The organism is Parasphingomonas frigoris (assembly GCF_036663815.1).
In the GTDB taxonomy this organism is placed as follows: domain Bacteria; phylum Pseudomonadota; class Alphaproteobacteria; order Sphingomonadales; family Sphingomonadaceae; genus Sphingomonas.
This window is the reverse complement of record NZ_JAXOJQ010000017.1, coordinates 1-22,807: the sequence shown is the minus strand read 5'-3', so window position 1 is coordinate 22,807 and position 22,807 is coordinate 1. Positions and strand designations below refer to the sequence as shown.

25 protein-coding genes and 1 pseudogene are annotated in these 22,807 nt (G+C 60.8%); 20 read left to right on the top strand and 6 right to left on the bottom strand.

The features are described 5' to 3' along the window. Positions 1-232: 232 nt before the first annotated feature. The 4 genes from U1872_RS21725 to U1872_RS21710 form a co-directional block, all read right to left on the bottom strand. Positions 233-1,714 carry a DNA photolyase gene (locus U1872_RS21725; protein ID WP_332794970.1) on the bottom strand — a complete coding sequence of 494 codons (1,482 nt, stop codon included), beginning with the start codon at positions 1,712-1,714 and terminating at the stop codon, positions 233-235. After that, positions 1,711-1,908 (bottom strand): hypothetical protein, encoded by a 198-nt coding sequence (locus U1872_RS21720; RefSeq protein WP_332794969.1) that lies wholly within the window; start codon positions 1,906-1,908, stop codon positions 1,711-1,713. Before U1872_RS21720 ends, U1872_RS21725 begins: the two co-directional genes overlap by 4 nt. Positions 1,909-1,986: 78 nt before the next feature. Beyond that, positions 1,987-2,424: a DUF4174 domain-containing protein gene (locus U1872_RS21715; protein WP_332794968.1), complete on the bottom strand. Its 438-nt coding sequence runs from the start codon at positions 2,422-2,424 to the stop codon at positions 1,987-1,989. Positions 2,425-2,560: 136 nt separating this feature from the next. Beyond that, on the bottom strand, positions 2,561-3,454 hold the full coding sequence (locus U1872_RS21710; RefSeq protein WP_332794967.1) for a LysR family transcriptional regulator: 894 nt from the start codon (positions 3,452-3,454) through the stop codon (positions 2,561-2,563). Positions 3,455-3,626: 172 nt separating this feature from the next. Between U1872_RS21710 and U1872_RS21705 the strand changes: the two genes are divergently transcribed. From U1872_RS21705 to U1872_RS21665, 9 genes and pseudogenes are all read left to right on the top strand, one after another. Further along, a complete protein-coding gene (locus U1872_RS21705) occupies positions 3,627-4,280 on the top strand; it encodes a polysaccharide deacetylase family protein (protein ID WP_332794966.1) in 654 nt (217 codons plus the stop codon). 22 nt (positions 4,281-4,302) lie between these two features. Continuing rightward, complete coding sequence (locus U1872_RS21700) at positions 4,303-4,530, top strand: hypothetical protein (protein WP_332794965.1); 228 nt, start codon at positions 4,303-4,305, stop codon at positions 4,528-4,530. Then, on the top strand, positions 4,527-5,192 hold the full coding sequence (locus tag U1872_RS21695) for an SDR family oxidoreductase (protein WP_332794964.1): 666 nt from the start codon (positions 4,527-4,529) through the stop codon (positions 5,190-5,192). The genes U1872_RS21700 and U1872_RS21695 overlap by 4 nt, the downstream gene beginning before the upstream one ends. A gap of 11 nt (positions 5,193-5,203) precedes the next feature. Beyond that, positions 5,204-5,749 (top strand): ester cyclase, encoded by a 546-nt coding sequence (locus U1872_RS21690; RefSeq protein WP_332794963.1) that lies wholly within the window; start codon positions 5,204-5,206, stop codon positions 5,747-5,749. 40 nt (positions 5,750-5,789) lie between these two features. Further along, complete coding sequence (locus U1872_RS21685; RefSeq protein WP_332794962.1) at positions 5,790-7,409, top strand: NAD-dependent malic enzyme; 1,620 nt, start codon at positions 5,790-5,792, stop codon at positions 7,407-7,409. 14 nt (positions 7,410-7,423) lie between these two features. After that, positions 7,424-7,924, top strand: coding sequence for a malate:quinone oxidoreductase (locus U1872_RS21680; RefSeq protein WP_332794961.1), 501 nt, complete (start codon positions 7,424-7,426; stop codon positions 7,922-7,924). Continuing rightward, positions 7,921-8,394 carry a hypothetical protein gene (locus U1872_RS21675; protein ID WP_332794960.1) on the top strand — a complete coding sequence of 158 codons (474 nt, stop codon included), beginning with the start codon at positions 7,921-7,923 and terminating at the stop codon, positions 8,392-8,394. Before U1872_RS21680 ends, U1872_RS21675 begins: the two co-directional genes overlap by 4 nt. Beyond that, positions 8,358-9,164, top strand: coding sequence for a glycine betaine ABC transporter substrate-binding protein (locus U1872_RS21670; RefSeq protein ID WP_332794959.1), 807 nt, complete (start codon positions 8,358-8,360; stop codon positions 9,162-9,164). Before U1872_RS21675 ends, U1872_RS21670 begins: the two co-directional genes overlap by 37 nt. After that, positions 9,161-9,355, top strand: a pseudogene (locus tag U1872_RS21665) (alcohol dehydrogenase catalytic domain-containing protein); the annotation flags it as partial. The gene U1872_RS21670 and the pseudogene U1872_RS21665, both read left to right, overlap by 4 nt. A 30-nt stretch (positions 9,356-9,385) precedes the next feature. Here the strand turns inward: U1872_RS21665 and U1872_RS21660 are convergent. Continuing rightward, complete coding sequence (locus U1872_RS21660) at positions 9,386-9,679, bottom strand: hypothetical protein (RefSeq protein WP_332794971.1); 294 nt, start codon at positions 9,677-9,679, stop codon at positions 9,386-9,388. Between the two features lie 52 nt (positions 9,680-9,731). Here U1872_RS21660 and U1872_RS21655 point away from each other — a divergent pair, with 52 nt between their 5' ends. From U1872_RS21655 to U1872_RS21610, 11 genes are all read left to right on the top strand, one after another. Beyond that, positions 9,732-10,154 carry a zinc-binding dehydrogenase gene (locus U1872_RS21655; RefSeq protein WP_332794958.1) on the top strand — a complete coding sequence of 141 codons (423 nt, stop codon included), beginning with the start codon at positions 9,732-9,734 and terminating at the stop codon, positions 10,152-10,154. Continuing rightward, the gene (locus U1872_RS21650) at positions 10,102-11,253 is read left to right on the top strand and encodes an SMP-30/gluconolactonase/LRE family protein (protein ID WP_332794957.1); all 1,152 of its coding nucleotides are present in this window, start codon (positions 10,102-10,104) and stop codon (positions 11,251-11,253) included. Before U1872_RS21655 ends, U1872_RS21650 begins: the two co-directional genes overlap by 53 nt. A gap of 20 nt (positions 11,254-11,273) precedes the next feature. Continuing rightward, a complete protein-coding gene (locus U1872_RS22915; protein WP_443025437.1) occupies positions 11,274-11,705 on the top strand; it encodes a RidA family protein in 432 nt (143 codons plus the stop codon). Between the two features lie 415 nt (positions 11,706-12,120). Next, complete coding sequence (locus U1872_RS21645; RefSeq protein ID WP_332794956.1) at positions 12,121-16,059, top strand: PAS domain S-box protein; 3,939 nt, start codon at positions 12,121-12,123, stop codon at positions 16,057-16,059. Positions 16,060-16,207: 148 nt separating this feature from the next. Beyond that, positions 16,208-16,606 carry a response regulator transcription factor gene (locus U1872_RS21640; RefSeq protein ID WP_332794955.1) on the top strand — a complete coding sequence of 133 codons (399 nt, stop codon included), beginning with the start codon at positions 16,208-16,210 and terminating at the stop codon, positions 16,604-16,606. Between the two features lie 108 nt (positions 16,607-16,714). After that, positions 16,715-17,092, top strand: a complete 378-nt coding sequence (locus tag U1872_RS21635; RefSeq protein WP_332794954.1) for a response regulator transcription factor — start codon at positions 16,715-16,717, stop codon at positions 17,090-17,092. Between the two features lie 260 nt (positions 17,093-17,352). Next, complete coding sequence (locus U1872_RS21630) at positions 17,353-17,793, top strand: globin domain-containing protein (RefSeq protein WP_332794953.1); 441 nt, start codon at positions 17,353-17,355, stop codon at positions 17,791-17,793. Between the two features lie 530 nt (positions 17,794-18,323). Beyond that, entirely contained in the window at positions 18,324-19,205 is an 882-nt protein-coding gene (locus U1872_RS21625) for an AraC family transcriptional regulator (protein ID WP_332794952.1), read from the top strand. Between the two features lie 40 nt (positions 19,206-19,245). Beyond that, the gene (locus tag U1872_RS21620) at positions 19,246-19,935 is read left to right on the top strand and encodes a hypothetical protein (protein WP_332794951.1); all 690 of its coding nucleotides are present in this window, start codon (positions 19,246-19,248) and stop codon (positions 19,933-19,935) included. 143 nt (positions 19,936-20,078) lie between these two features. After that, the gene (locus tag U1872_RS21615; protein WP_332794950.1) at positions 20,079-20,630 is read left to right on the top strand and encodes a VOC family protein; all 552 of its coding nucleotides are present in this window, start codon (positions 20,079-20,081) and stop codon (positions 20,628-20,630) included. 230 nt (positions 20,631-20,860) lie between these two features. Further along, positions 20,861-21,871, top strand: coding sequence for a sensor histidine kinase (locus U1872_RS21610; protein ID WP_332794949.1), 1,011 nt, complete (start codon positions 20,861-20,863; stop codon positions 21,869-21,871). Positions 21,872-21,941: 70 nt separating this feature from the next. On the opposite strand, the gene U1872_RS21605 is transcribed toward U1872_RS21610, so the two are convergent. Then, positions 21,942-22,349 (bottom strand): response regulator, encoded by a 408-nt coding sequence (locus tag U1872_RS21605; RefSeq protein WP_332794948.1) that lies wholly within the window; start codon positions 22,347-22,349, stop codon positions 21,942-21,944. Positions 22,350-22,807: the final 458 nt, after the last annotated feature.

Genomic DNA, 22,807 nt, shown 5'->3' with positions numbered 1-22,807 from the left:
CGAGAATACCGAAGGCGGCCACGGCGCAGGTGCCGATCTGAAACAGGCTGCCCGGACGACAGCGCTGACGATGACCTACCTTCAGCGCAAGCTGATGGATTGACGCGGACTTCGGGGGGTGGGGGCGGTCTGCGAAATGATCGCGTACGCACGCTTGACCCAGTTGTGGACATTCAGGGCGGCTCGCTCCGTGACCGGAAGCGGCCGTTTGGTCAGGCAAAAAGGTGCCCCATTAAATAGGTGTGTCGCCAGTCAAGTATGGATCGACCGGCGCCACGGCAGGGACAGATACCACGGGGATTGGCCGCGATGCCGCAGCTGCGAGCCACGCGTCGCCGCCCTCCCTATGACGGGTAGAGCCGTCGCCACGCGTCGCCACACGACCATAGACAGCACGCTCGGGATCGGCAGGCGAGCCGGCGAACATCGTGGCGATGTTGCCGCAGGTGCTGGGATCACGGCCATCGAGGCTGAGCCGATCATTAAAATAGCAGGCTGTCGTCCATGCCGCCTCAGGGCTGGGGGTCATCGCGATAATCCGCTTGCTCCAGTACATGCGCAAATTGTTGTGCATCCATCCCTCGGCCAGAAACTGTCGCTGACAGGCATTCCATGTGGCGTCCCGTGTCTCGCCCCTCAGCATGGCGGTGAGCGTCTCGTGGTCGGGGCGGGGATCGCTGGCATGGCTAGCCAGTGTCTGGCGCGCCCAACTGGCTATGCGGTCGTACCGTTCGGGCACGTCGAGATGCCGCGCCTGATAGTGGAACCACTCGCGCCAGCCGAGCAGCTCATCGGCGAATTTGCGCTTGTGCTTTGCGCCTGCAGGGACGCCGCTGACTGCTGCCATGACTTCGCGAGGACCAAGTACGCCAAAGTGCAGGTAAGGCGAAAGACCGCTCGCGCCGTTGTCATGCGTGGCGTCGTTCCGGGTGGACGCGTAGCCGGGCATCACGTCCGCGACCAAGCGTGCAAGCCGCTCTTGCGCCGCTGTCCGACCTGCTGGATGCAGCGAGGTGGCCGGTAGCGAATGGTCGATGTTGAGCCCGGCGATCAGAGTGTCCAGATCATCCTCCTCGAACCTGTCGGGCGTGAACGGCAAATCATTGGCATAAGGCTCTACGGTCGCAACTTCCTCGTCCCACGCCGCCCAGATAGCGCGCGCCGGCTCGTGGCTGCGCAAGAAAGCGGTCCGCCCCCCGACGTCAGCGCCAATGATGGCAGGTGGCACCAGACAGGCAGCGTTCACCGCAAAAACGGGCAGCTTGACCGGCGCGGCCACGCGCTCTGCCTGCCACCGCGCAACGAAGGTCGGCTGGTCTTCCAACACGGTCGCCGCGGCATCGACACTAAGGCGGTAGATCAAACCTTTTTCACGTCGCTCAGCGCGGTCGATGTGCTGCACGCAAGCCAGCCCGCGTTGACGACACCCTTTGGCGAGATCGATGCTCGCGCCCAGGATGAAGTGGTGCAGCCGGTCTGACGCATACGGATAATCCTCACGGACGCCGTGATAGACCAGCACCGGCAACCGCAGCGCGTTGCCGAGACGGACGGCTGCGTCGATAACGGGGTTGTCGTAAGCACGCAGCGCCTGCTGAAGCCAGCACAGCACGTAGCGACCGTTAACCGCTGCCACTCGGTTGTTTAGGCGGCGAACGCGCGGCACCTGCTGCCAGTCGTAAAGACCGTCGGGTAGCTTAGATCGCGCCATCATAAACGTAGGTTACGCCTTTCCATCTCGGCGAACGCAATTTTACCCAGCGCGGCCTTCGCGTCATCTGAGAATATGTCCGCCAGATCGAGCAAATCTTCGTCCTGAAGCGCTTTGATCGACGTCGTCACTTCTTCGAGCAGCCTGATCGCGCGATAAGTGTCGGCGGCTTTCTTCCTGATGCGTGTCTTCAGCATATACCCTAAAAGACGATGAGGCGTGCCGGCGTTAAGCGTGTACGACCGCGGATGTCCCCGGCGATCGTCGCCCGTACGTTAACGTCCCCCTGCCTGACGCATCGGCATCGCATCAATCGTCTGCTCGAGCTCCGACGTCGGGAGAGGTGTCGTGCCTTTTACCGCGAGATGACCATCTTTACCGATCAGGGCGACCGCAAAGGCATGAGACGACAGGCCAAATCGGTCGCGAAGCGCCGATGCGGCATCGCCGGCACCCTTTACTTGTTTCCCGACGATGCTGACAACCGTCATGTCGCGCGCCTCTCCCCGATCCTTCCATAGGGCCAGGAGCTTCATCTGCCGTCGAAGCGCCGTATCCTGCGCGCTCGGCGCGGATACGATCAATACCCGGCGTATATGACGTAGCTGGGCCACGGTGGGCACCGCAGATGCGAACGCAGAAGATTGTGGACCCGCGATCGACATCATTGCTCCCAGCGCTCCCGATAGCATGGCGGTTCCAAGGGTCTTCATGGCGGTCTCCGATCAGTTTCTTCAACGCTCGTCGGTTGGAAATCAAAAACGTAAGGCTCGCTCGGTTCTACGATTAGATGCCAGCTGGTTGATGGATAATCGTCCGGGAATTGATATCGAAGGCATCAATGAGGGACTACAATGCGGTCTCAAATATCCTGACCATGGCGTCGAGAAACACCCGGGTTTTGCGCGGCATCGTCGCGCGGTCCGGAAACAAAGCCACTATCGGCATTTCGCCGGCAGTCCATTCGGGCAACACTCGTTCCAGCTTCCCCGTGGAAACATCGTCCGCGACGTCGATCATCGACTTCAACATGATGCCATGGCCAGCGACGCACCAGTCATGCACGGCATCGCCGTTGTCGACGCGCATCCGGGCTGGCGCGGGCACCAGCCTCTCGGATCCCTCAGGGTCGATTAACCGCCACGGCGCGACCGCATCGCCGTACCGCAGTAGATCATGCCCGATGAGATCGTCCGGTTGCAGCGGCCGACCTCGCTGGTCCAGATAGGCCGGGGCAGCGACGGCGACGCGGACGTTGTCGACGAGCTTGCGCATGGCTGCGCTGGTATCGACCAGCCCACCGCCAATCCGGATCGCGACGTCCACTGCGCCCCCCGCGACGTCGATCAGTCGGTCGTCGAGCGACAGCGCAATGGCAAGTTGCGGGTGGCGTCGGGCAAGGTCACCGAGCACTGGAGCGACATGACGGCGGCCGAACGAAACGGGCGCCGACACCCGGAGCGTTCCAACCGGCTCGTCACGCCCAGTGGCCAGCAGTTCCTCCCCTTGCCGAAGCGCTTCCAGCGCGCGGTCGATCTCGACCAGCAGCCGCTCACCCTCCTCGGTCGGCGACAGGCTGCGTGTCGTACGATTGACGAGCCGCACACCCGTCCGGCGTTCAAGGGTCGCGAGCCGCTTGCTGACCACCGCGAGACTGACGCCCAGTGTCCTCGCCGCAGCCGTCAACGACCCGCATGACAGGACCTGCTGCAACGTCCTGAGTTCGTTGAGGTCATCGAGCATATCGTCTCCCGGTTGATTCTGCCTCAAACACTATGAGGATTAATCTCTGGGAGGAAAGCGCCATCGTGTTGCTGTGACCAATGGACCAACCCTTCCGCGCATCGATCGCCGCATCTTCCTCGCCGGAAGTGCTGTGCTCGCGACCGCGGCGGCAGCCAAGGAGACCCGCCTCATGCCCAAAAAACCATTCTGGCCGGGCGGTGCTCGCCTCGCGGTCAGCCTCAGCCTGATGTTCGAGGGCGGCGGCCAGCCGATCTCGGGCGCGGGCGGCCCGATCCCGGAGCCGATCGAGCACGATCTGCCGGACCTGCCGACCAACGCCTTCTTCGCCTACGGCCCGAACGAGGGCGTCCCGCGCATCCTCGACCTGATGGACAATCACGGGATCAAGCTGTCGTCGTTCATGATCGGCCAAGCGATCGAGAAGGCGCCAGAACTTGCCAGGGAGATCGTGCGCCGCGGTCATGAAGCCGCGGCCCACGGACGGACCTGGCAGAATAGCTACGCGATGAAGCCGGACGAGGAACGCCGCTTCATCGGCGACTGTGCCGAGACGATCGAACGGATCACGGGGGCGAAGCCCCTGGGCTGGAACGCCTATTGGCTGCGCAACTCCCCGCGGACGCTCGACATCCTGCAGAGCCTCGGCTTCCTCTACCATATCGACGAGCCGAGCCGCGACGCGCCGTTCATCGTGCCGCTGGCCGGGGGCGACTTCGTGACGGTCCCCTACACCTTCCACATGAACGACATCTCGTCCTTCCCGTTCGAAGGCTGGAACCCGATGGCCTACGAACGGGAAGGACGAGTTCGACCAGCTATATGAAGAGGGCGCGACGAAGCGACGCATGATGGTGGTGTCGATGCACGACCGCATCTCCGGCCACGCCAACCGCGTCCGCGTCCTCGACCGGTTCCTGACCTATGCGCGCTCGAAACCCGGTGTCTGGTTCGCGCGCAAGGACGAAATCGCGAAATACGCGCTTCAGACAAAGGGGCTGACCCCGGTCTTCGAACGCGGTCCCGCTACCGAAACCGGCCTACCCGGTCCATCCCCCAAGGAGAAACAGTCATGAGCACGCCATTGAACGGACAGCGCGTCCTCGTCGTCGGCGCCAGCGGCGGGATCGGTCGAGCCACCGCTGAAGCCTTCGAGAAGGCGGGCGCCGAGGTTTCGCGCCCGGGCCAAAAGACGCTCGACATCACCGATGACGGCTCGGTTGAGGCGTTCTTCGCCGCACAAGAGGCCTTCGATCACGTGGTCGTGGCGGCAGCGAAGACGAAGACCGGGCCAGTCGCGACGCTGGACCTCGATGATGCGCAAGCGGCAATGAACAGCAAGTTCTTCGGCGCGTACCGCATCGCGCGCGCCGCGAAGATGCGCGACGGCGGATCAATCACCTTCGTCTCCGGCTTTCTGTCACAGCGTCCAAGCGCCTCGTCGGTCTTGCAAGGCGCGATCAACGCCGCGCTCGAGGCGCTCGCGCGGGGTCTGGCGCTCGAACGCGCGCCGGTGCGGGTCAACACCGTCTCGCCGGGCCTCGTCGATACACCGCTCTACGCTGGCATGACCGACTCCGACCGGCAGGCGATGTTCGCGAAGGCCGCCGCCCGCCTGCCGGCGCGGCGCATCGGCCAGCCCGAGGACATCGCCGGCGCCATCCTGTTCGTCGCCACCAACCCTTACGCCACCGGATCGACCGTCACGGTCGATGGCGGCGGCATGATCGCAGCCTGAGGAGACTATTCATGCGTGCATTTCTCACGATTGCGGCGTTCGCCGCCGCTACCCCCGCATTTGCTGCGCAGGTCGATGACAAAGCGGCCATGGCGATCGCCAAGTCGCAGGAGCTTATCGTCGACAAAGGGCTGTCCGCCGCCACCGTCTCGGCGATGCTCAAGCCAGTCGATGCGTTCTATGGCTTCTGGAACAATGGCAGCGGCGTGCTGCTCGATGCTGCGGTCAGCCGGCGCTTCTTCGACCACACCTTGCCCAAGGGCCGTGCGCAAGGCCCCGCCGGTCCTGCGGCCGCGTCGAAGGCGTTCCTGGGCGCAGTCCCGGACCTGAGGATCGCCGTCGTTCAGCGTCTCGTGGTCGGCGACCGGGTGGTCAGCCATCTGCACTTCACCGGGCATTACACTGGTACCTTCATGGGCACGAAGGGCACCGGTCAGCCGATCGACTTCATCGCGACCGACATCCTGCGCGTGTTGGGCGGTAAGATCACCGACAATTGGCATCTCGAGGACAACCTCACCTTCCAGCAGCAGATCGGGCTCGTCCCTGCAAACTGAACCGGCGTCGCCGAGCCCGTTAATATCTTCCGGAGCAATCATGACCACGAAATCACCGACCGGCGTGGCGGCGCTGGAGAATCCGATCCTCGACAAGGGCACGGCGTTCACCACCGACGAACGCACGTCGCTCGGTCTCGAAGGGCTGCTGCCGGCCGCGATCGAGACGCTGGACACGCAGGTCGAGCGGGTGCTCGGCCATCTCTCGGCCAAGCCGGACGCACTTGAGCAGTACATCTACCTCCAGGATCCGTGCGATCGCAACGAGACGTTGTTCTATGCGGTCCTGATGAGCGACCCAGCGCGGTTCGTGCCGATCGTCTATGATCCGACGATCGCCGACGCCTGCTTGACCTATGGCCACGTCTATCGCCGGCCGCAGGGCATGTATCTGACGAAGCACATGAAAGGGCGGCTGGCCGAAGTACTCGCCCACTGGCCCAACAAGGACATCCGCTTCATCTGCGTATCCTCGGGCGGTCGCATCCTTGGGCTCGGCGACATCGGAGCCAATGGCGCGCCGATCCCGATCGGCAAGCTCCAGCTGTATACCGTGTGCGCAGCAGTGCCACCGGACGGGCTGCTCCCGATCCACTTCGACATCGGAACGACCAACGCCAAGCTGCGTGCCGATCCGCTCTATACCGGCCTTCGCGACGAGCCGCCCACGGAGGATGAGATCGATGCGCTGGTCGACAAATTCATGGCAGCCGCCAACGAGGTCTTTCCAGGCGTCTGTGTGCATTACGAGGTTTGGAAGGGCACCGACGCTATCCGCCTGCTCGCTCGGTACAAGGACAAGTATCTCGTCCGCAACGACGATATCCAGGGGACCGCGAGCGTCACCATCGCGGGTCTGACGACCGCTCTCCAGATCAAGGGCGAGAAGCTCGCGGACCAGAAGATCATGTTCGCGGGCGCAGGCTCCGCCGGGATCGGCATCGCCAACATGATCTTCGAGGCGATGCAGACCGAAGGTCTGTCTGCGGAGGACGCGCGGGCGCGCATCGCGATGTACAATGTGAACGGTCTGCTCGATGCGAAGCGCGACGATCTCAGTGCGTCGCAGAATGTCTATGCCAAGGATCCGCCGGCGACGAAGAGTCTGGAGGACAGCGTCAGGGCCTTCGAGCCGACGACGCTGATCGGTGTCAGCACGACGCACGGCTTGTTCACGCAAGACGTGGTGAAGGCGGTCGCCGCCAACAGGGACCGGCCGATCATCTTCCCGCGGTCGAACCCGACCGACAAGGCGGAATGCACGCCGGAACAGGCCTATGCCTGGACCGATGGCAAGGCGCTGTTCGCCGCCGGCGTCCAGTTCCCCGACGTGACGGTGAACGACAACACCTATCACCCGGGTCAGGCCAACAACTTCTACATCTTCCCCGCCTTCGGCCTCGCCGTCTACGCGACGAAACCCAAGCGCATCGACGACAAGATGTGGATCGCCGCGGCGCAGGGGTCCGCCGATCAGGTCGGCCAGGCCGCCCGCGACAAGGGCATGCTATTTCCGCCGCAGAGCGACATTCTGGAAACGGAGATCACGACCGCAGTGCGCGTCGCGGAGCACATCTTCGATCGCGGTCTCGCCACCGTCGATCGGCCTGACGACATCCGCGCCTGGCTGAAGAGCCAGACCTATACCCCGGCCTATTGAGCGGGGAACGGGACATGACCAAACCCAAACACCATGCTGGCGAACATGCCCTGAAGCTGGAGGAGTATCTCGCCGATCAGGTGGTCTTGTCCGAACGAGGGCGGATCGAGACGCTCCGGCAGTTCTACCCGAACGCCGATCCGGCGGACTGGACCGAGGCGGTCGCCGTGCAGCGTGTTCAGGTCATCAAGCCGAACGGTCATGGCGGTGGTACACTCGCGTTCGGCACTGCGCTCGTCGGCGCGGCGGACGGCTCCTTCATCGCGCTCATGGGAGCGTCGCCCGGCGCATCGACCGCCGCGTCGATCGCAATCGACGTCCTGCGTCGCTGCTTCGCGGACCGGTTGACCGAAACCGCCTGGCTGCCGCGTCTCAGGGCGATGATCCCGACCTACGGGATCGACCTCAAGGCGGACGCCGAAGCCTGTCGACGCACGCGCGCAGCGACCGCAACCGTGCTTGGGCTCGCCGACATCGCCCGGATCGTCCATCACACCGAAGGAGCTGCTGCATGACGATGCGCCATGTCCATACTCTTCATCGCATGCTGGCCGTCGGGGCCATGGCGACCCTCGCGGTTCCCCCTGCGTCCGCGGCAAAAGGCGGCGCGCGAACACAGCCCGGCACGGCGGCCGCCATCGACGTCGTGCGCGATTACTATCGTGCGATCGATGCCCGCGACTATGTGACGGCTTGGGCAAAATGGGGAGATCGCGGCCGGCCGGGTCAAACCTATGCCGCTTTCCGGCGCGGTTTCGCCACGACGCGGCAGGTTCGCGTGAGCGTGACCGGCCCCGCCCGGTCCGAGGGCGCGGCCGGATCGACCTACGTGACCGTTCCGGTGCGGGTGGACGGACTGACGACGACGGGTGCACACCAACGCTTCGACGGCAATTACGTTGTGCGCCGCGTCAACGCAGAGGATAGCACCTCGCCATCGCAGCGCCGATGGCATCTATATTCCGCAACGTTGAGGGCGCGGTGATGTCCCGCCTTGAGAACGCGGTCCGCGTCGGTCACATCGACCTCAGCTTCCACGACGCCGCCGCTCGCGAGGTGGAGGCGATCATCGCCAGGCATGGCCACTCGATCGAACGCAGCGCGGCACCGCACGAGGAGATGTACAGGCGGCTTGGCGCGGGCGAAATAGACCTACTGGTCGCGGCATGGCTACCCGCCAGCCATGGAACCTACCTCACGCCGATGTTCGATGCGGTCGAGAAGGTGACCGTCCTGTACGAGCCCTATTGCATCTGGGGCGTACCCGAACACGTGCCGGTATCCGCAATAGCCTCGATCGATGATCTGACGTCACCGCTGGCGCTCGATCGCATGGATCGGTTGATCCAGGGCGTGAACGTCGGTGCCGGGATCAGCCGCTTTTCGCAGGCAATCGTCGAGCGATATGGCCTCGCCGCGCATGGCTATCGCTTTGCGCCGGGTAGTGAAGACGACTGTTTCGGCCGTTTCGAACGCGCCGTGGCAGAGGGTGCCTGGATGATCGTACCGCTGTGGCATCCGCAGTGGCTCCATCACCGCTACCGGATCCGGCCGCTCGAAGATCCGAAGGGCCTGCTCGGCGGCGTCGACAACGCCACGCTGATAGTCCGCAAGGACGCGAAGCAGCGGCTGGGTGAGGGCACGCTTGCGGAGCTGTCCGCGCTCTATCTCGGCAATGCCCGCGTCGGCGCGCTCGACGATGCGCTTCGCACTTACAGAACACCCACCACTGAATCATCAGGAGACCGGTCATGAAAGCCATAGGCTACCACAATTTGGGGGCGATCGATGCGCTCGTCGCCGTCGACATCGCCACGCCCGAACCCGGGCCGCGCGACCTGCTGGTCCGGGTGAAGGCGGTGTCGGTGAACCCGGTCGACGTGAAGACCCGCGCAGGATCGGCACCGCAGGAAGGCCACCGCATCCTGGGTTACGACGCGGCCGGCGTCGTGGAACGGATCGGTGCCGAAGTGACGCTATTCGCACCCGGAGACGCGGTGTTCTATGCCGGTGCGATCGACCGGCCGGGCAGCAATGCCGAGTTTCACCTCGTCGACGAACGCATCGTCGGCACCAAGCCGGCCTCGCTCGACTGGACCGCGGCGGCGGCATTGCCGCTGACGTCGCTGACTGCATTCGAGTTGCTGTTCGACCGGATGCACGTGCCCTTCGGCAGCTTCACCGGCGGGGGCACGCTGCTCGTCATCAACGGTGCGGGCGGGGTGGGATCGATTTTGATCCAGCTTGCCCGGCGCCTGACAGGTCTGCATGTCGTCGCGGCCGGAGACGATCGCGTGGGTCCGTTCCCTGGGCGCACACGACGTGATCGACCATCACGAGCCGCTCGACGAGGAACTCGCACGCATCGGCATCGAGCAGGTGGAGTTCGTCGCCGGCCTGACCGCCACCGACAAGCATATCGAGGCGATCGCGAGGCTGATCGCACCGCAGGGCACGCTTGCGCTGATCGACGATCCCAAGACGCTCGACATCGTGCCCTTCAAGCGCAAGGCGGTGACGATCGCCTGGGAGCTCATGTTCACTCGCTCGCTTTTCCACACGCCCGACATGGCGCGTCAGGGCATGATCCTGAACGAGATCGCGTCGCTGGTTGATGCCGGCGTGCTGCGGTCGACCATGACGCAGGACGTCGGTGCTTTGACCGTTACTAACCTGCGCCGAGCCCACGCCATTGTCGAAGGCGGCGATGCCTATGGCAAGACCGTCCTCTCCGGTATCGAATAGGGATATAACGATGAAAGTCGCACTCGTTTCCGCGCTAGCCGCGAGCGTGCTCGCAGCCGGCCCCGTTGCCGCCAAGGATCGGCTGACTCCCGTTTTTTTGTCTGACCTGATCGTCAATGGCGTCGCGACGACGCCTTCGGGCCGGACGTTCCTTCCCGTGCAGCCCCGTCCCGGAAAGGGCGACCCTCAGGTCGCCGAACTTCTGGATGGCAAGGCCGTCGCCTATCCGGATGCGACCTGGAACGGATGGAAGCAGGGCGATAGCGGCTCGAACCGCTTCGTCGGGGTAAATGCGCTGCGGATCGGCCCTGACGGCGCGCTGTGGGTCGTCGACCGCGGCTCGCCAGGCATCGGCAAGCCGGCCGTCGCCGGCGGCGTCAAGCTCGTTCGCGTCGACATCGCGACGAACGCGATCACGCGTGTCTATGACCTGGCGGGCGTGACGACCGCGATCAGCTTCGTCGACGACGTACGATTCCACGGTCCGAACGCCTACCTCACCGACGCGGGCCAGCCCGGGCTGATCGTGCTAGACCTCGCAACCGGCAAGGGGCGCCGGGTGCTGGACAATCATCCCTCGACCGTCGCGCAGACCAAGTTGATGGCGGAGGGGCGCGAACTGACCAATCCCGCAGGCAAACCGGTGGTGATCCATGCCGACCAGCTGGAGATCTCGCCCGATGGCAGGTGGTTCTACTATCAACCTTCGAACGGGCGGATGGCGCGGATCGAGACGCGCTGGCTCGACGACGCATCGCTTTCCGCTGCCGCATTGGCGAGCCATGTCGAGCGTTTTGCCGACACGCCTTCGACAGGCGGCACCGCGATCGGCGTCGACGGTACGATCTATCTTAGCGACACCGACAAGAAACGCATCCTTGCGATCAATCCTGACGGACGGATCAAGACGCTGATCGCTGATCCGCGGCTGATCTGGGTCGATGCTATGTGGATCGACGACAAGGGCAACCTGCTCTTGCCCGCCTCGCAGCTGAACCGAACGGCCGGCCTGAACCGTGGCAAGGACGCCGTGGTGCCTCCCGTCACGCTCTATAGCCTGGCTGTGAATGCGAAGCCTGCAGGCAACGATCACCGATAGGCTGCTGAGGAGTCGAAACGATGGATCATCCTGCCAACCGGTCAGCGCCGGGTTCCGGGCAAGACACACGCTCCGTTCATGCCGAGCAGAGACTATCGGACCTAGGCATAGTGCTCTCGGACGCACCTGCGGGCCTAGGCGCCTATGCCCCGTGGTCGCGGGTCGGCGACATCGTGACGACGTCGGGGCAGTTTCCCTGGCGGGACGGCGAACTCGCCTACACCGGTCGCGTCGGTGCGACACTGACGACGACCGACGGGTACGACGCCGCGAGACTGTGCGCAATCAGCGCACTGGCTCAGCTTCGTGCGGCCTGTGGCGGCGACCTTGCTCGCGTGCGTCGGATCGTGCGCGTCGAGGGCATACGGCAGATAAGGTTTCACTCAGAGGTTGGTCGTACAATCAGAGTCGATATCTGCTGTTCAAATACCCCGCTACCATACCCTGGCTAGACCCGTAATTTTCGAAATGTCTTTCGGAGTATACCCTGTCTGACGCGGACAGCATTCCCGTGACTCCTTCTGCATCGCTTAATTTCGAAAAGGATTTTGAGATCAGAATTTGGGATGCGGCAGCCACGGATTGCGTGATGGGTGCCGGTGTCTCACCATACGTTTCCAATCGGAAAGCCTACATCGTACTTCGTGCGCACAGCCCGGTCATAACCAAATCGGTGCGGATCTTAAGCGCGGACCTTTCGGACCGGTGTTCGGACACTTCCGAGCCTGAAGAGAAGCGCGGGCATCCGCCAACTGCAAAACCAACCGGTTGTCAAATCGCCATCTCGAGCAACGTGCGAGGCGCGGCTATCGGCGGCTCATCGTCCGAGCGACGATAATTTAAGAGGTGCGCAATTATGAGTACACTATGCGACCAACCCTCTATCAAAAAACGCACGCACGACCGAACCAACTTTATGCCGTTACTCGCCTATTGCCGGGATTTGTGGCTGTCGCTGTCGGGTTTTGGATTTTGGCGCTGCTTGGGATTGAGCTGACACGAGGCACAGCACGCATTGCGGCGCTTTGGCTGCCTAATGCCGTCCTTGCAGGCGTTCTACTACGGCGACCAGGCCGAGGCTTAACGTACGTGGCGGTGTGCTGCGTCGCAAACATGCTGGCAAATCTGATAGTAGGCGACACGGTTTCGCTTGCAGTTGCGTTGGCCACTGCAAACTCGATTGAGGTGCTGATTGTCGTCTGGACTATGCGCCAGCTCTGCGGGCCGTCCCCGGCAATCGAGGAAATTGGTGCACTGGGTTGGCTCCTGCTAGTATCTCTGATCGCTCCTTGCGCCGCGGCGACGCTGGATGCCGTGGTGCTTGCACCGCCCGGGAAGTACTTCGACGTGACGGTCTGGCTGACGAAATTGTTCGCCGATGGACTGAGCCTGCTAATTGTTACACCACTGATAATGATTGCCACACAGGGATGGCGAAACAGGACCTTGCCGACTCGAAGGGGTCTGCTGGAGTGGTTAGTATTTTTAACGCTGGTGACAGCCGCTGCCAGCCTCATTTTCGCTCAAAGTCGTTTTCCGTTTCTGTTCCTCGCATGTCCGATCGTTATCCTCGCTGCCTTTCGAAAAGGGGTTGTGGGTACAGCTGCGGCTATAGCGATCATATGCATCGTTGCGTCCGGCTTCACGATGGCGGGCATTGGCCCCATCACGCTGGTGAAAGGAGGTAGCGGCGACCAACTCGTGGCACTTCAGCTTTTTCTAGCCGTGAGCTTCGCCATGGGCCTTCCGGTCGCGTCAACACTAGCAACTCGCGAGACGTTACGTCGCGAGTTGAAGGAAAGCCGCGATTTTGCAGAATCTATCCTCGATAATGTAGGTGAGGTCATCTTCAAAACGGATGCGAAAGGCCGTTGGACTTTTCTCAATCCTGCTTGGGAGTTGCTCACCGGTTACCGGGTCGAAGCGAGCCTCGGGTGGCCGACAACCAAGCTGCTCCATCCCGACGACCTCGCTGCTGCCGCCGAAACATATCCGAAGATCGTGTCGGGCGAAATCGACGCCTGCACGCTGCGTCAGCGATTTTCGACTTCGACTAATGATTGCCGGCATATCGAAGTCGTGATCCGACGCCTTGCAAGCGAGGATGGCCGCTTCTTGGGTACGACTGGCAACATCCGAGATGTGACGGCGACTGTCCTTCAGCAGGAGGCGTTGCTCGCAAGCGAGCGGATGCACCGCCTACTCGCCGATCATTCGAGCGATATGATCGTCCGCATCGGCTTTGATGGCATACGCAAGTACGTTTCGCCGGCTTGCCAGGTGGTGCTGGGCTATTCGCCCGAGGAGATGACTGGCGGCGCGCCAGTCGCGGCGATCCACGTCGAGGACCGCATGCGCGTCATGGAGGTATGCCGGACGCTGCTGGCGGGCGCGACCAATCCCATATGCACCTACCGACAACAACACCGTGACGGTCACTATGTCTGGCTAGAGGCGGCATACCGACTTGTCCGGAACGACGCGGGTGACCCGATCGAGTTCGTGGCGAGCGTCCGCGACGTGAGCCAGCGGCGCGCGGTAGAATTGGAGGCTGCCGAGTCATCTGCTCGCCTTCAGGAGAACAACCGCCTGTTCGCGATGGCTTCTGCTCTGACGCAAATTGGCCACTGGCGAGTCGACCTGGCTCGCAACCAAGCCATCTGGTCGGACGAGGTTTGTCGCATCCACGGCGTGGAAAATGGCTATTCGCCAGCGTTGGAGAACGCGATAAGCGCATACCATCCGAACGATCGGCAGCGGGTCGGCGACCTAGTGGCGCACACCATCGAAACCGGGGAGAGCTTTGAATTTACCGCGACGCTGCTACTTCCGGATGGGAGCACCAAACGCGTTGCGTCGCAAGGCCAGGCCGAACGTGCTCCCGACGACGCGGTAATAGGCCTCTTTGGTGTTATCCAGGACATAAGCGCTCAGGCCGCAGCAGAGGAGGCCGTGCGTTTCAGCGAGCAGCAATACCGTCTACTTGCAGAGAACGCGACTGACGTCGTACTCCGCACCGGCGACGACGGCTTCGTGGTTTATGCCTCTCCCTCCTGTGTCGAACTGTCGGGCTATCTTCCCGAAGAATTAACGGGTCGGCACTGCGGCGAATTCATTCATCCAGATGATCTGGAGGCAGTTCACGCCGCGCACGTCGCTCTTATTACAGGCACGCAGACGGCGCGAACGGTCGAATATCGACTACGCCACACAAACGGCGACTGGCGATGGCTGGAATCGCACATGAAGCCTTGGCGCGCACCTGAGGGCGACATGGGCGTCAAGGGCGGTGTGATCTCGGCAATTCGCGACATCGGTAGCCGAAAGGAACTTCAGGGCGAGTTGGTGAGAGCTCGCGATAAAGCCGAAAGCGCCACCCGCGCCAAGGCTGGCTTTCTTGCCAATATGAGCCATGAAATACGCACACCCATGAACGGCGTACTGGGTTTCACCGAGCTGGTGTTAGCCGGCCAGCTGGAATCCGACCAGCGCCGACACGTAGAACTGATCGCGGAGTCCGGCCGTTCGATGATGCGGTTACTCAATGATATTCTCGACATCTCCAAAATCGACTCGGGCAAGATGCACGTCACTGAAGAGCCGGTCGATATTCGCCACATAATCCGGCGTTGCGCAGACCTAATGAAGACTGTTGTCAGCGTTAAGGGCGTAGCGCTGTCAGCCAAAGTCGACCCCGCTGTTCCGCGGCGTCTCTTGGGTGACCCTCTGCGGCTGCGGCAAGTCGTGCTTAACCTCATCGGCAACGCCGCAAAATTTACGGAGCGAGGCGCGGTTACGGTCGATGTTCTGGTGGAACAGAAGAGGTTGCGTATCGACGTGACGGATACTGGGATCGGCATTCCGGCCGAGCGGCTGGATGTGATTTTTGACCAATTTACTCAAGCCGACGATTCAACGGCACGGCTATATGGTGGGACGGGGCTTGGTCTTAGCATCAGCGGCGAACTTATTAATCTTATGGGTGGGGCCATCACTGTGCGGAGTGTGGTTGGCGAGGGCACCACCTTCACGGTGCACCTGCCGCTTCGGGTAATCGAGGGCGAAGTCGGTACGATCGAGGCGGCTTCTACGGTGACCCCGATTGTTGGTGAGATCGTTCGGAAACCCCGCGTGCTGATCGCGGAGGACCATGATATCAATCAGGAGCTGATCATGGCCATGGCTCATCGCGCTGGCATGGAGCCCATGCTCGCAGTGAACGGGGCGGAGGCGATCACAATGGTGGAGTCGGCTGCAAAGTCGGGCCAGCCCTTCGAGTTGGTCCTGATGGATATGCAGATGCCCGAGGTTGATGGGTTGGAGGCTACCCGCCGGTTGCGCGAGTCGGGGTTTACTCCGGGGGCACTGCCGATCGTAGCGTTGACCGCCAACGCCTATGCGGAAGATATTGAATCGTGTCTCATAGCGGGAATGCAGGCTCATCTCGCCAAGCCCGTCCGCGTGCGAGACCTCACGGCCATCCTCGCCAGGTTCGTCGTTGCGGAAACGGCCACGCCGACCGGAAAGTCAGTCGTCAGCATTAAGCTTCTTGATCGTTATCGCACGCGCAAGGCGGACACGGTTCGCAAGCTCGAGGAGTTGTCCATGGATGACTCGCCCACCGAGAAAGCCGTTATGGAGGTTGCGGACCTTCTTCATAAGCTTGCTGGAGTTGCAGCTATGTTCGGTGAGGCCGAACTCGGGGATCGCGCCAAGCGGTTGGAGGATGAGCTGCTCGCATGTCCTGTTGGTCAGTGCGCCGCGGTTGCCGAAGCCGCAGCCATTGCGTTGCGACAAGCGGCATGAGGTAATGCCGCAATGCGCTTACGTACCCATAGACGGCCGGGCCCATCCGGCGAGCTTGGATCTTTAATACCCCTGATTGCGTACGATACATTACCTTCTCATAATCACGGCGTCCATCGAGCGAGGCGGGTGTTGTAGGGAGACTGAAATGGCTCGAATCATCATGGCAGACGACGACGAGATCGTCGCCGAGATTGCCATCGAAGCACTCAATGCAGCAGGGCATGCCGTAGGGCTTTTGGCAGATGGCACGGACATGATGAAAGTCATTCGAGACAGAAAGCCCGATTTGGTTATCCTTGACTGCAATATGCCCGAGAAGAATGGCATCATAGTTCTTCGAGAGATGCGCAACACAACCGAGTTTTATGATACGCCAGTCTTGATTCTTACGGGTCGGCGCGGCGAGCGCGACGTAGAACTCGCGATGTATGAAGGCGCGAACGACTATATGAAGAAGCCTTTCGATCCCGACGAACTTGTTTTTCGCGTATCCGAGCTCTTGGAAAAACGACGGATTGCTATGGCCCTTCGGCCCACTCAGTGATCCGCTCTACTGCCGTGATTGGTCCCCACATGATCATACTGAGCCGGGTTTTTTATGCACCAGTCTGACACTGCCCTGCCACCCAAACGGCTTATCCGAATAATCTATGTGGAAGACGACGATCTAATGGCGGATATCGTCAAGGATCTGCTGACGAACGCCGGATATCTAATCGGTGTAATCGGTCACGGCACGCTCGCGTATGAGACGATCGCATTCAAAAAGCCCGACCTAGTGATACTTGATCGCTCGCTACCGGGCATGCAAGGAATTGAAATATCACAGCGCCTTAGAGCAACACCCGAGACGTACCTAATCCCGGTGCTAATGCTAACTGCTACCGGGGGTGAGGAGAAGATTGACGAGGGACTTGGCGCTGGTGCTGATGGTTATCTCGTCAAACCATTCGAATCAGATGTCCTTGTTCAAAAAGTCAAAGCTATTGTCGAAAATAGTTTATTTATTCGATCCACGCGGCGCACCTAGAAATCCATTGTTGGTATGCACAGCCCTCGGTTTTGGGCTGGAGAAAACTGCAGCCCTAACGCTAGTCATCCGATCTTCGATCGTTGGTTTGAATACCAGCATCCCCCACTGACCCGTCATGTGACGCCAAAATCGCCGCGGGTTGAATTCAGCTCTTGCCGTTCTCTCGGAGGTGATGGATCATCTTCGGAACGATAGCTCGCTCAAGCGGGCTACCTACTGATCAGTTCGAAGGTGCAACGGAACCCAGGAGAGCGGTTGTGGCTTTGTCAGATGGTCAATTGAAAATTATCAGAGAAAGCTATTGCATTATTCGAGAATCTGAAAATTTGTACTCAGATCAATTTTATCACAACCTTTTTTTTCAGCATCCTTTCATTAGGGCTTTGTTTCCAGACGATATAGCCAATCAATGTTTTATTTTTAGGCAAACTATTGATGTGCTTATTGCGGAATGTGCGGATTTCGGAAACATCCAATCAAATCTAACTGATCTTTCGATTAGGCATATAAAATACGGCGCAAAAATAGAGCATTATGCTTTTGTTGGCGAGGCGCTGATTGGCACCTTTGAACATATTCTAGGAGACCGTTTTACACTGGAAGTACGACAAGCGTGGGAAGGGCTCTATGCGGAAACCTCCAAGATCATGATCAACGCAGCTTATGGAGGATTGGGTATTCAAACCGAACGGTCTTGACACAGACACCAGCGGATTGCTGTAGATGACCGGCGTCGATTATTTTCCTGTTTGATACTCGGGGCTGGTTTTGAGCCGCCGCTAGTGTTCCCGGATGCGATCCCGTTCGGGCTCGCTGTGATCGCCAGACCGGACAGCAAGTCATACCATGCCTTTCGGTGTACCGGCCTTGAGACTGCCGCTGGTCCGTGCAAACAGGGTTGCTACTGGCTATCCAATATTAAATTAGAACCCTGATTGAACAGCATAAAATCGAAATGTCGTTCTGGGTATACCCATTTTGACCGGAGCAGCGTTCCCATAACGCCGTCTACGAATCGTGGTTCTGGGAAAACGATTTCGGGAACGGTTTTTGAGAGAATGGAGATCTTGGGTCCCTCCGTTATGCCGATGATCGCCCACCCCGACATATCGTTTCTGAACGACGTTCCCGATCGAGAAAGCCTGCCGGGCCATGCTAGAACCGCAAGATCGGTCGAGCGCGTCACATCCGGAGGCGCCTAGCTGGCATCGCCACGGAGGACAGGACGATGAAGGCGGCGCGTCACAACTACTATGCCCGGATGCAGCGGGTGCGGGATCACATCGACAGGCATCTGGACGACGATCTGGACCTGGATGCGGTAAGCGGCGTCGCGGCCTTTTCGAAATACCACTTCCACCGGCTGTTCACGGCGACCTTCGGGCTGTCCGTGCATTGCTACGTCCAGCTCGCCCGCATGAAGCGGGCATCTTACCGGCTGGCCTACAGGGACGCACAGAGCGTCACCGACATAGCGATGGATGCCGGCTACGACGCTCCGGATGCCTTCGCCCGCGCTTTTCGGCAACGGTTCGGACAATCCCCTTCGTCCTTCAGGAAAACTCCCGATTGGGAACCGTGGCTTGTGGCCTTCGGGCCTCTCGACAATGCGAGGAGCAAGCTCATGCAGACTATCTACACCCACGACGACGTGAAGATCCGCGACGTAGCCCCGACGCCGGTGGCAATCATGGAGCATCGCGGCGATCCGGCGACGATCGGTGCGACCATCAAGCGGTTCATCGCCTGGCGCAAAGCTACCGGGTTGCCGCCCAGGACCAGTCCGACGTTCAACGTCTTTCATGCCGATCCGCGGACGGTGCCTGCGGCCGACTATCGCGTGGACCTGTGCGTCGGCACGGATCGACAGATCGAGGCGAACAGCGATGGCGTCAAAACCGGACTTATCCCCGCCGGGCGTTGTGCGGTGCTGCGTGTCGTCGGCAACACCGACAATCTTGAGCCTGCCGCGCTGTATCTCTACCGTGATTGGCTGCCCGCCAGCGGCGAGGAAGCGCGGGATTTCCCGCTCTATTGCCAGCGCCTCAGCTTCTTCCCGGAGGTGCCGGATCACGAAGCGGTCGCGGACCTGTTCCTGCCGCTGCGGTGAACGCTCGCGCCGACACTTATCTGATTTAAGGACCAACTACATGCTTCGCTCGACCTTTCTGGCAGCGGCCGGCTTGATGACGGCTGGACATGCCCCTGCCACCAATGAGGCTATCGCGCAGGCGCAGCCCGTCGCCGATACCTTCTACGCGGCCGTCGTCGCCTGCGGTCGAAAGCCTCCGTTTAAACCGGTTGTCGAACTGGCGACATCGCCGGGGACTACCCGATACGACCCGCTTGACCGCGCAATCGTGATCGTACCCTACGACATTCTCGATCCCGGTACGCGCGCAGCGATGGACCGCTTCGCGGCGATCGGCACGCTCGGCCTGTCGGGTCGGAAGCAATATGTCGAGGTTTTTAACAATCTGCTCGTCGCGCACGAACTTGGTCATTGGATACAGGAAGTGTCGCGTCGCCCCTTGCGGCGGTGGCAGGCCGAGTACGAGGCCAACCGGATGATGGTGGCCTTCTGGAGAGACCACCCCGGCACTACCCCAACCGAATTACGGCTGGCGAACTTCGTCGCGCAGCGCACGCCCATGCCCGATCTCGTACCCGCCGGCGCCACGGCCACTGAAGCGGAATACTTCAATGCCAACGTCGCCAGCATCGTAGCCGATCCCGCGCGATACAGCCTCTTTCAAAAGAAGATGGTCCGGCTTGCGATGTCGGAGAAACCTGCGCCGTCATTCTGCCAGGCCGTGACGACGGCTTGGCCCAAGGATTGATCGGACGCCATCTTCCCGAAATCCCACTCACAGCATTTCGGGGAAGCTGGACGATTCCCTTTTCAGGGTCCCAATCGAGAACGCCCTGCCCTTCTCGTTGGTCGTTCCTGTTCGAGAAGAGCCCAAAGTGTTAAAGAAGCACTATGAAGATCATGTTCGCCATGCTGCTGGCCTCGGTTGCAGCCGGGGCGCAGGCCCAGACAGGGCAAGCACGGCTCAGTGAGAGTGCAGCAATGAACGACGCCGCAAACGTAATTGCCGTGGACCACACAGGTTTCGCTGTATCATCTTTGGACGAAGCCGTTCGGTTTTGGACGGGAGCGCTCGGTTTCACACTTGAGCGGCAATCAGAGATGGGGGGCGACTTCCTGCATCAGGTGACAGGTGTCGATGATCCGAGTGTGAAAACGGCGATCGTCAGGGCACCAGACGGCTACGGTGTCGAACTGTTGCAATATTCAAGAGGGCACCAGAATGGGGTGGTGCCTTCCAGCGCGGGATCGATCGGAGCGGCCCACCTGGCGCTGACCGTGAAGGATATTCATGCCGCTATTGCCCGCGTCGAGGCAGCAGGATGGAAGGCCAAGGGTAGTCCACTGCCGATCGCGGGTGGTCCACGGAAGGGAACTTTGGTGGCATACGTTTCAGGCCCCGATCATATCACGATAGAGTTCATGCAGCCGCCGGCCCGCTAATGAGCCTGCGGAAGTTTTCCCGCTTCACCATCCTTTTTGAGAAGGGCGGCGCCGACTCGCGTACGCTATCGTCCGCTGCCGTCCACAAACCGGCATTGACGGAGCACTTCCGATGACCCAACTCTGACCATTCGTTCACCGCGATAGAGCACTAGCTGCTGTCGCGAGTCGATAATGGTTGTCCTAGAACATTGCATCACTATGCAGGATTGCTATTCGCGAGAGGTACTGTGGTGACGGCTGATTTACCTCGCGGGCAAGAGTGGAACCACGGGGACCTCCGCCGCGCCGTTGATGCAGCCGGCGTCGCCCTGTGGTCGTGGAACGTCGAAACCGATCTCCTGAAGATGGACAAGCGAGGCTTCGAGCTGTGGGGCATCCCGTGGTGCGAAAGAGTGACGTTCGAGGAACTCTCTGCGCATATTCATCCCGCTGATAGGGATCGCGTCCGCTCGGCGTTTGCCGCGACGCGCGCCGTGATCGGTACCTACGAAACCGATTTCCGTATCGTGGTCGAAGACGAGGTGCGCTGGATCGCCGCGCGCGGACGAGGCGAGGATGTTGGTATCGTCGGCCGTACGATGTTCGGCATCTTCCTCGACGTCACTGGCCGCAAACAGGCCGAGGAGGGCAATGAGCTCCTCGCCGGAGAGATGAGCCACCGCGTTAAAAATCTTCTCGCCATTGCCTCCGGTCTCACGACAATCACGTCGCACTCGGCCAGCAGTATCGAGGAAATGGCGCATGAACTTACCGGGCGCCTCGCCGCCTTAGGGCGCGCGCATGATCTTGTCCGTCCGCTTGTCGGCGGCAAAGCCAAAGCAGCGTTGCTCGGGGATCTGCTGTCGATTCTGCTCGCCCCCTATGACGATCTCGGCGCGTTCAAAGGGCGGATCCGTGTTGCCGTCGAACGCACTGCGGTGGGCGAGACCGCGGCCACGGGAATTGCGCTAGTGATCCACGAGCTCGCCACCAACTCGATGAAGTACGGATCGCTTTCGGACGCGACCGGCACGCTTGACATCACCAGCGCATCCGAGTCCGAGTCTGAGCAGATCGTTCTGACCTGGTTGGAACGCGGCGGCCCGTCGGTATCGCCGCCCGATGGCCCCGAGGGATATGGCAGCAAGCTGATCAGGCGTACCGTCACCAGCCAGCTCGGTGGTAACATGGACTATGACTGGTCGAACGCAGGGTTGATCGTCACGCTTCGCATCAAACGATCACGGCTGTCTTTGTAAACGTGACAGTCGTAGCGGGCGCGGGAAACATAGTCACAGCGCTGGCAGCTACGGACCGACGACACTGAAGCTAGACGGCTTTCTTCAATGGCTCGGGCTTTTTCTCATCCGGCAGGATTTGGCTGAGGTGCTCGTGCACCATTCGTTGGTTGAAGGGCTTCGTAAGAAATGTTGCCTTTTTCGGCATGTCCCCATCCGCCGGAAGTGTATGCCCCGAGGCAATTACGATCTCGATCAGCGGCCAGTGCTCAGCTACGTGCCGCGCAAGGGCGAACCCGTTCATGCTTCCGGGCATATCGACGTCGGAGAACAACAACACAGTGCTTTCCCAATGCTTCGTAAGATGCAGGATCGCTTCGTCGCCGTTGAAGCTTTCGTAAACGCGAAACCCGGCATCTTCGAGGATGAATACCGTTTCCATCATGATGATCGGATCGTCTTCAACGACGATGGCGTAGGGGACGGTTGAAAGCGGCATGAGCTTTGAACCCGCTGCAATGATTTAGGTTTCTTGACTGCAAAAAATGGAGGAAGCTAGCGGTGATTAGAACCCTAACCCGAGAGCTTCGCGAACTGGAGGCGCGTTGGCTGGGGTACCGTTGCATCCAGTAGGTCAGGGAGCTTCTGCCAAACCGCTTAAATTGTTGGCTGCATGCGCAGGCGGGGGGCTCAGGCCTCGCGCATGAGGTGCGATGACGATTGTCCGTTTGGGCTCAGCGTTTGCCGAAAGCAGCCGCTCCGCTCTCCTCCCATCAGCGCCATTTGCCGGTCCGATGTGTGGAAAACCCGGTCTCAATCACGACTGTGCGACAAACAGGTGAGGCTGTTGAAAAATGGCTGCTTGCGACGGTGACGAGGGCGTGATTCACTCCTGCAAGGCGGCAGGGGATCACGGTCATGATGGGTCGGCAGATGGCACAAGGCGCGCTGTTCTAC

Coding starts and splice junctions, on each gene's coding strand:
- U1872_RS21645 (WP_332794956.1), top strand. CDS start 12,121: ATGCGACCAACCCTCTATCAAAAAACGCACGCACGACCGAACCAACTT.
- U1872_RS21700 (WP_332794965.1), top strand. CDS start 4,303: ATGATGGTGGTGTCGATGCACGACCGCATCTCCGGCCACGCCAACCGC.
- U1872_RS21670 (WP_332794959.1), top strand. CDS start 8,358: ATGGCATCTATATTCCGCAACGTTGAGGGCGCGGTGATGTCCCGCCTT.
- U1872_RS21685 (WP_332794962.1), top strand. CDS start 5,790: ATGACCACGAAATCACCGACCGGCGTGGCGGCGCTGGAGAATCCGATC.
- U1872_RS21625 (WP_332794952.1), top strand. CDS start 18,324: ATGAAGGCGGCGCGTCACAACTACTATGCCCGGATGCAGCGGGTGCGG.
- U1872_RS21705 (WP_332794966.1), top strand. CDS start 3,627: ATGCCCAAAAAACCATTCTGGCCGGGCGGTGCTCGCCTCGCGGTCAGC.
- U1872_RS21675 (WP_332794960.1), top strand. CDS start 7,921: ATGACGATGCGCCATGTCCATACTCTTCATCGCATGCTGGCCGTCGGG.
- U1872_RS21660 (WP_332794971.1), bottom strand. CDS start 9,679: ATGCAGACCTGTCAGGCGCCGGGCAAGCTGGATCAAAATCGATCCCAC.
- U1872_RS21640 (WP_332794955.1), top strand. CDS start 16,208: ATGGCTCGAATCATCATGGCAGACGACGACGAGATCGTCGCCGAGATT.
- U1872_RS21715 (WP_332794968.1), bottom strand. CDS start 2,424: ATGAAGACCCTTGGAACCGCCATGCTATCGGGAGCGCTGGGAGCAATG.
- U1872_RS21725 (WP_332794970.1), bottom strand. CDS start 1,714: ATGATGGCGCGATCTAAGCTACCCGACGGTCTTTACGACTGGCAGCAG.
- U1872_RS21615 (WP_332794950.1), top strand. CDS start 20,079: ATGAAGATCATGTTCGCCATGCTGCTGGCCTCGGTTGCAGCCGGGGCG.
- U1872_RS21620 (WP_332794951.1), top strand. CDS start 19,246: ATGCTTCGCTCGACCTTTCTGGCAGCGGCCGGCTTGATGACGGCTGGA.
- U1872_RS21720 (WP_332794969.1), bottom strand. CDS start 1,908: ATGCTGAAGACACGCATCAGGAAGAAAGCCGCCGACACTTATCGCGCG.
- U1872_RS21695 (WP_332794964.1), top strand. CDS start 4,527: ATGAGCACGCCATTGAACGGACAGCGCGTCCTCGTCGTCGGCGCCAGC.
- U1872_RS21690 (WP_332794963.1), top strand. CDS start 5,204: ATGCGTGCATTTCTCACGATTGCGGCGTTCGCCGCCGCTACCCCCGCA.
- U1872_RS21605 (WP_332794948.1), bottom strand. CDS start 22,349: ATGCCGCTTTCAACCGTCCCCTACGCCATCGTCGTTGAAGACGATCCG.
- U1872_RS22915 (WP_443025437.1), top strand. CDS start 11,274: ATGGATCATCCTGCCAACCGGTCAGCGCCGGGTTCCGGGCAAGACACA.
- U1872_RS21710 (WP_332794967.1), bottom strand. CDS start 3,454: ATGCTCGATGACCTCAACGAACTCAGGACGTTGCAGCAGGTCCTGTCA.
- U1872_RS21680 (WP_332794961.1), top strand. CDS start 7,424: ATGACCAAACCCAAACACCATGCTGGCGAACATGCCCTGAAGCTGGAG.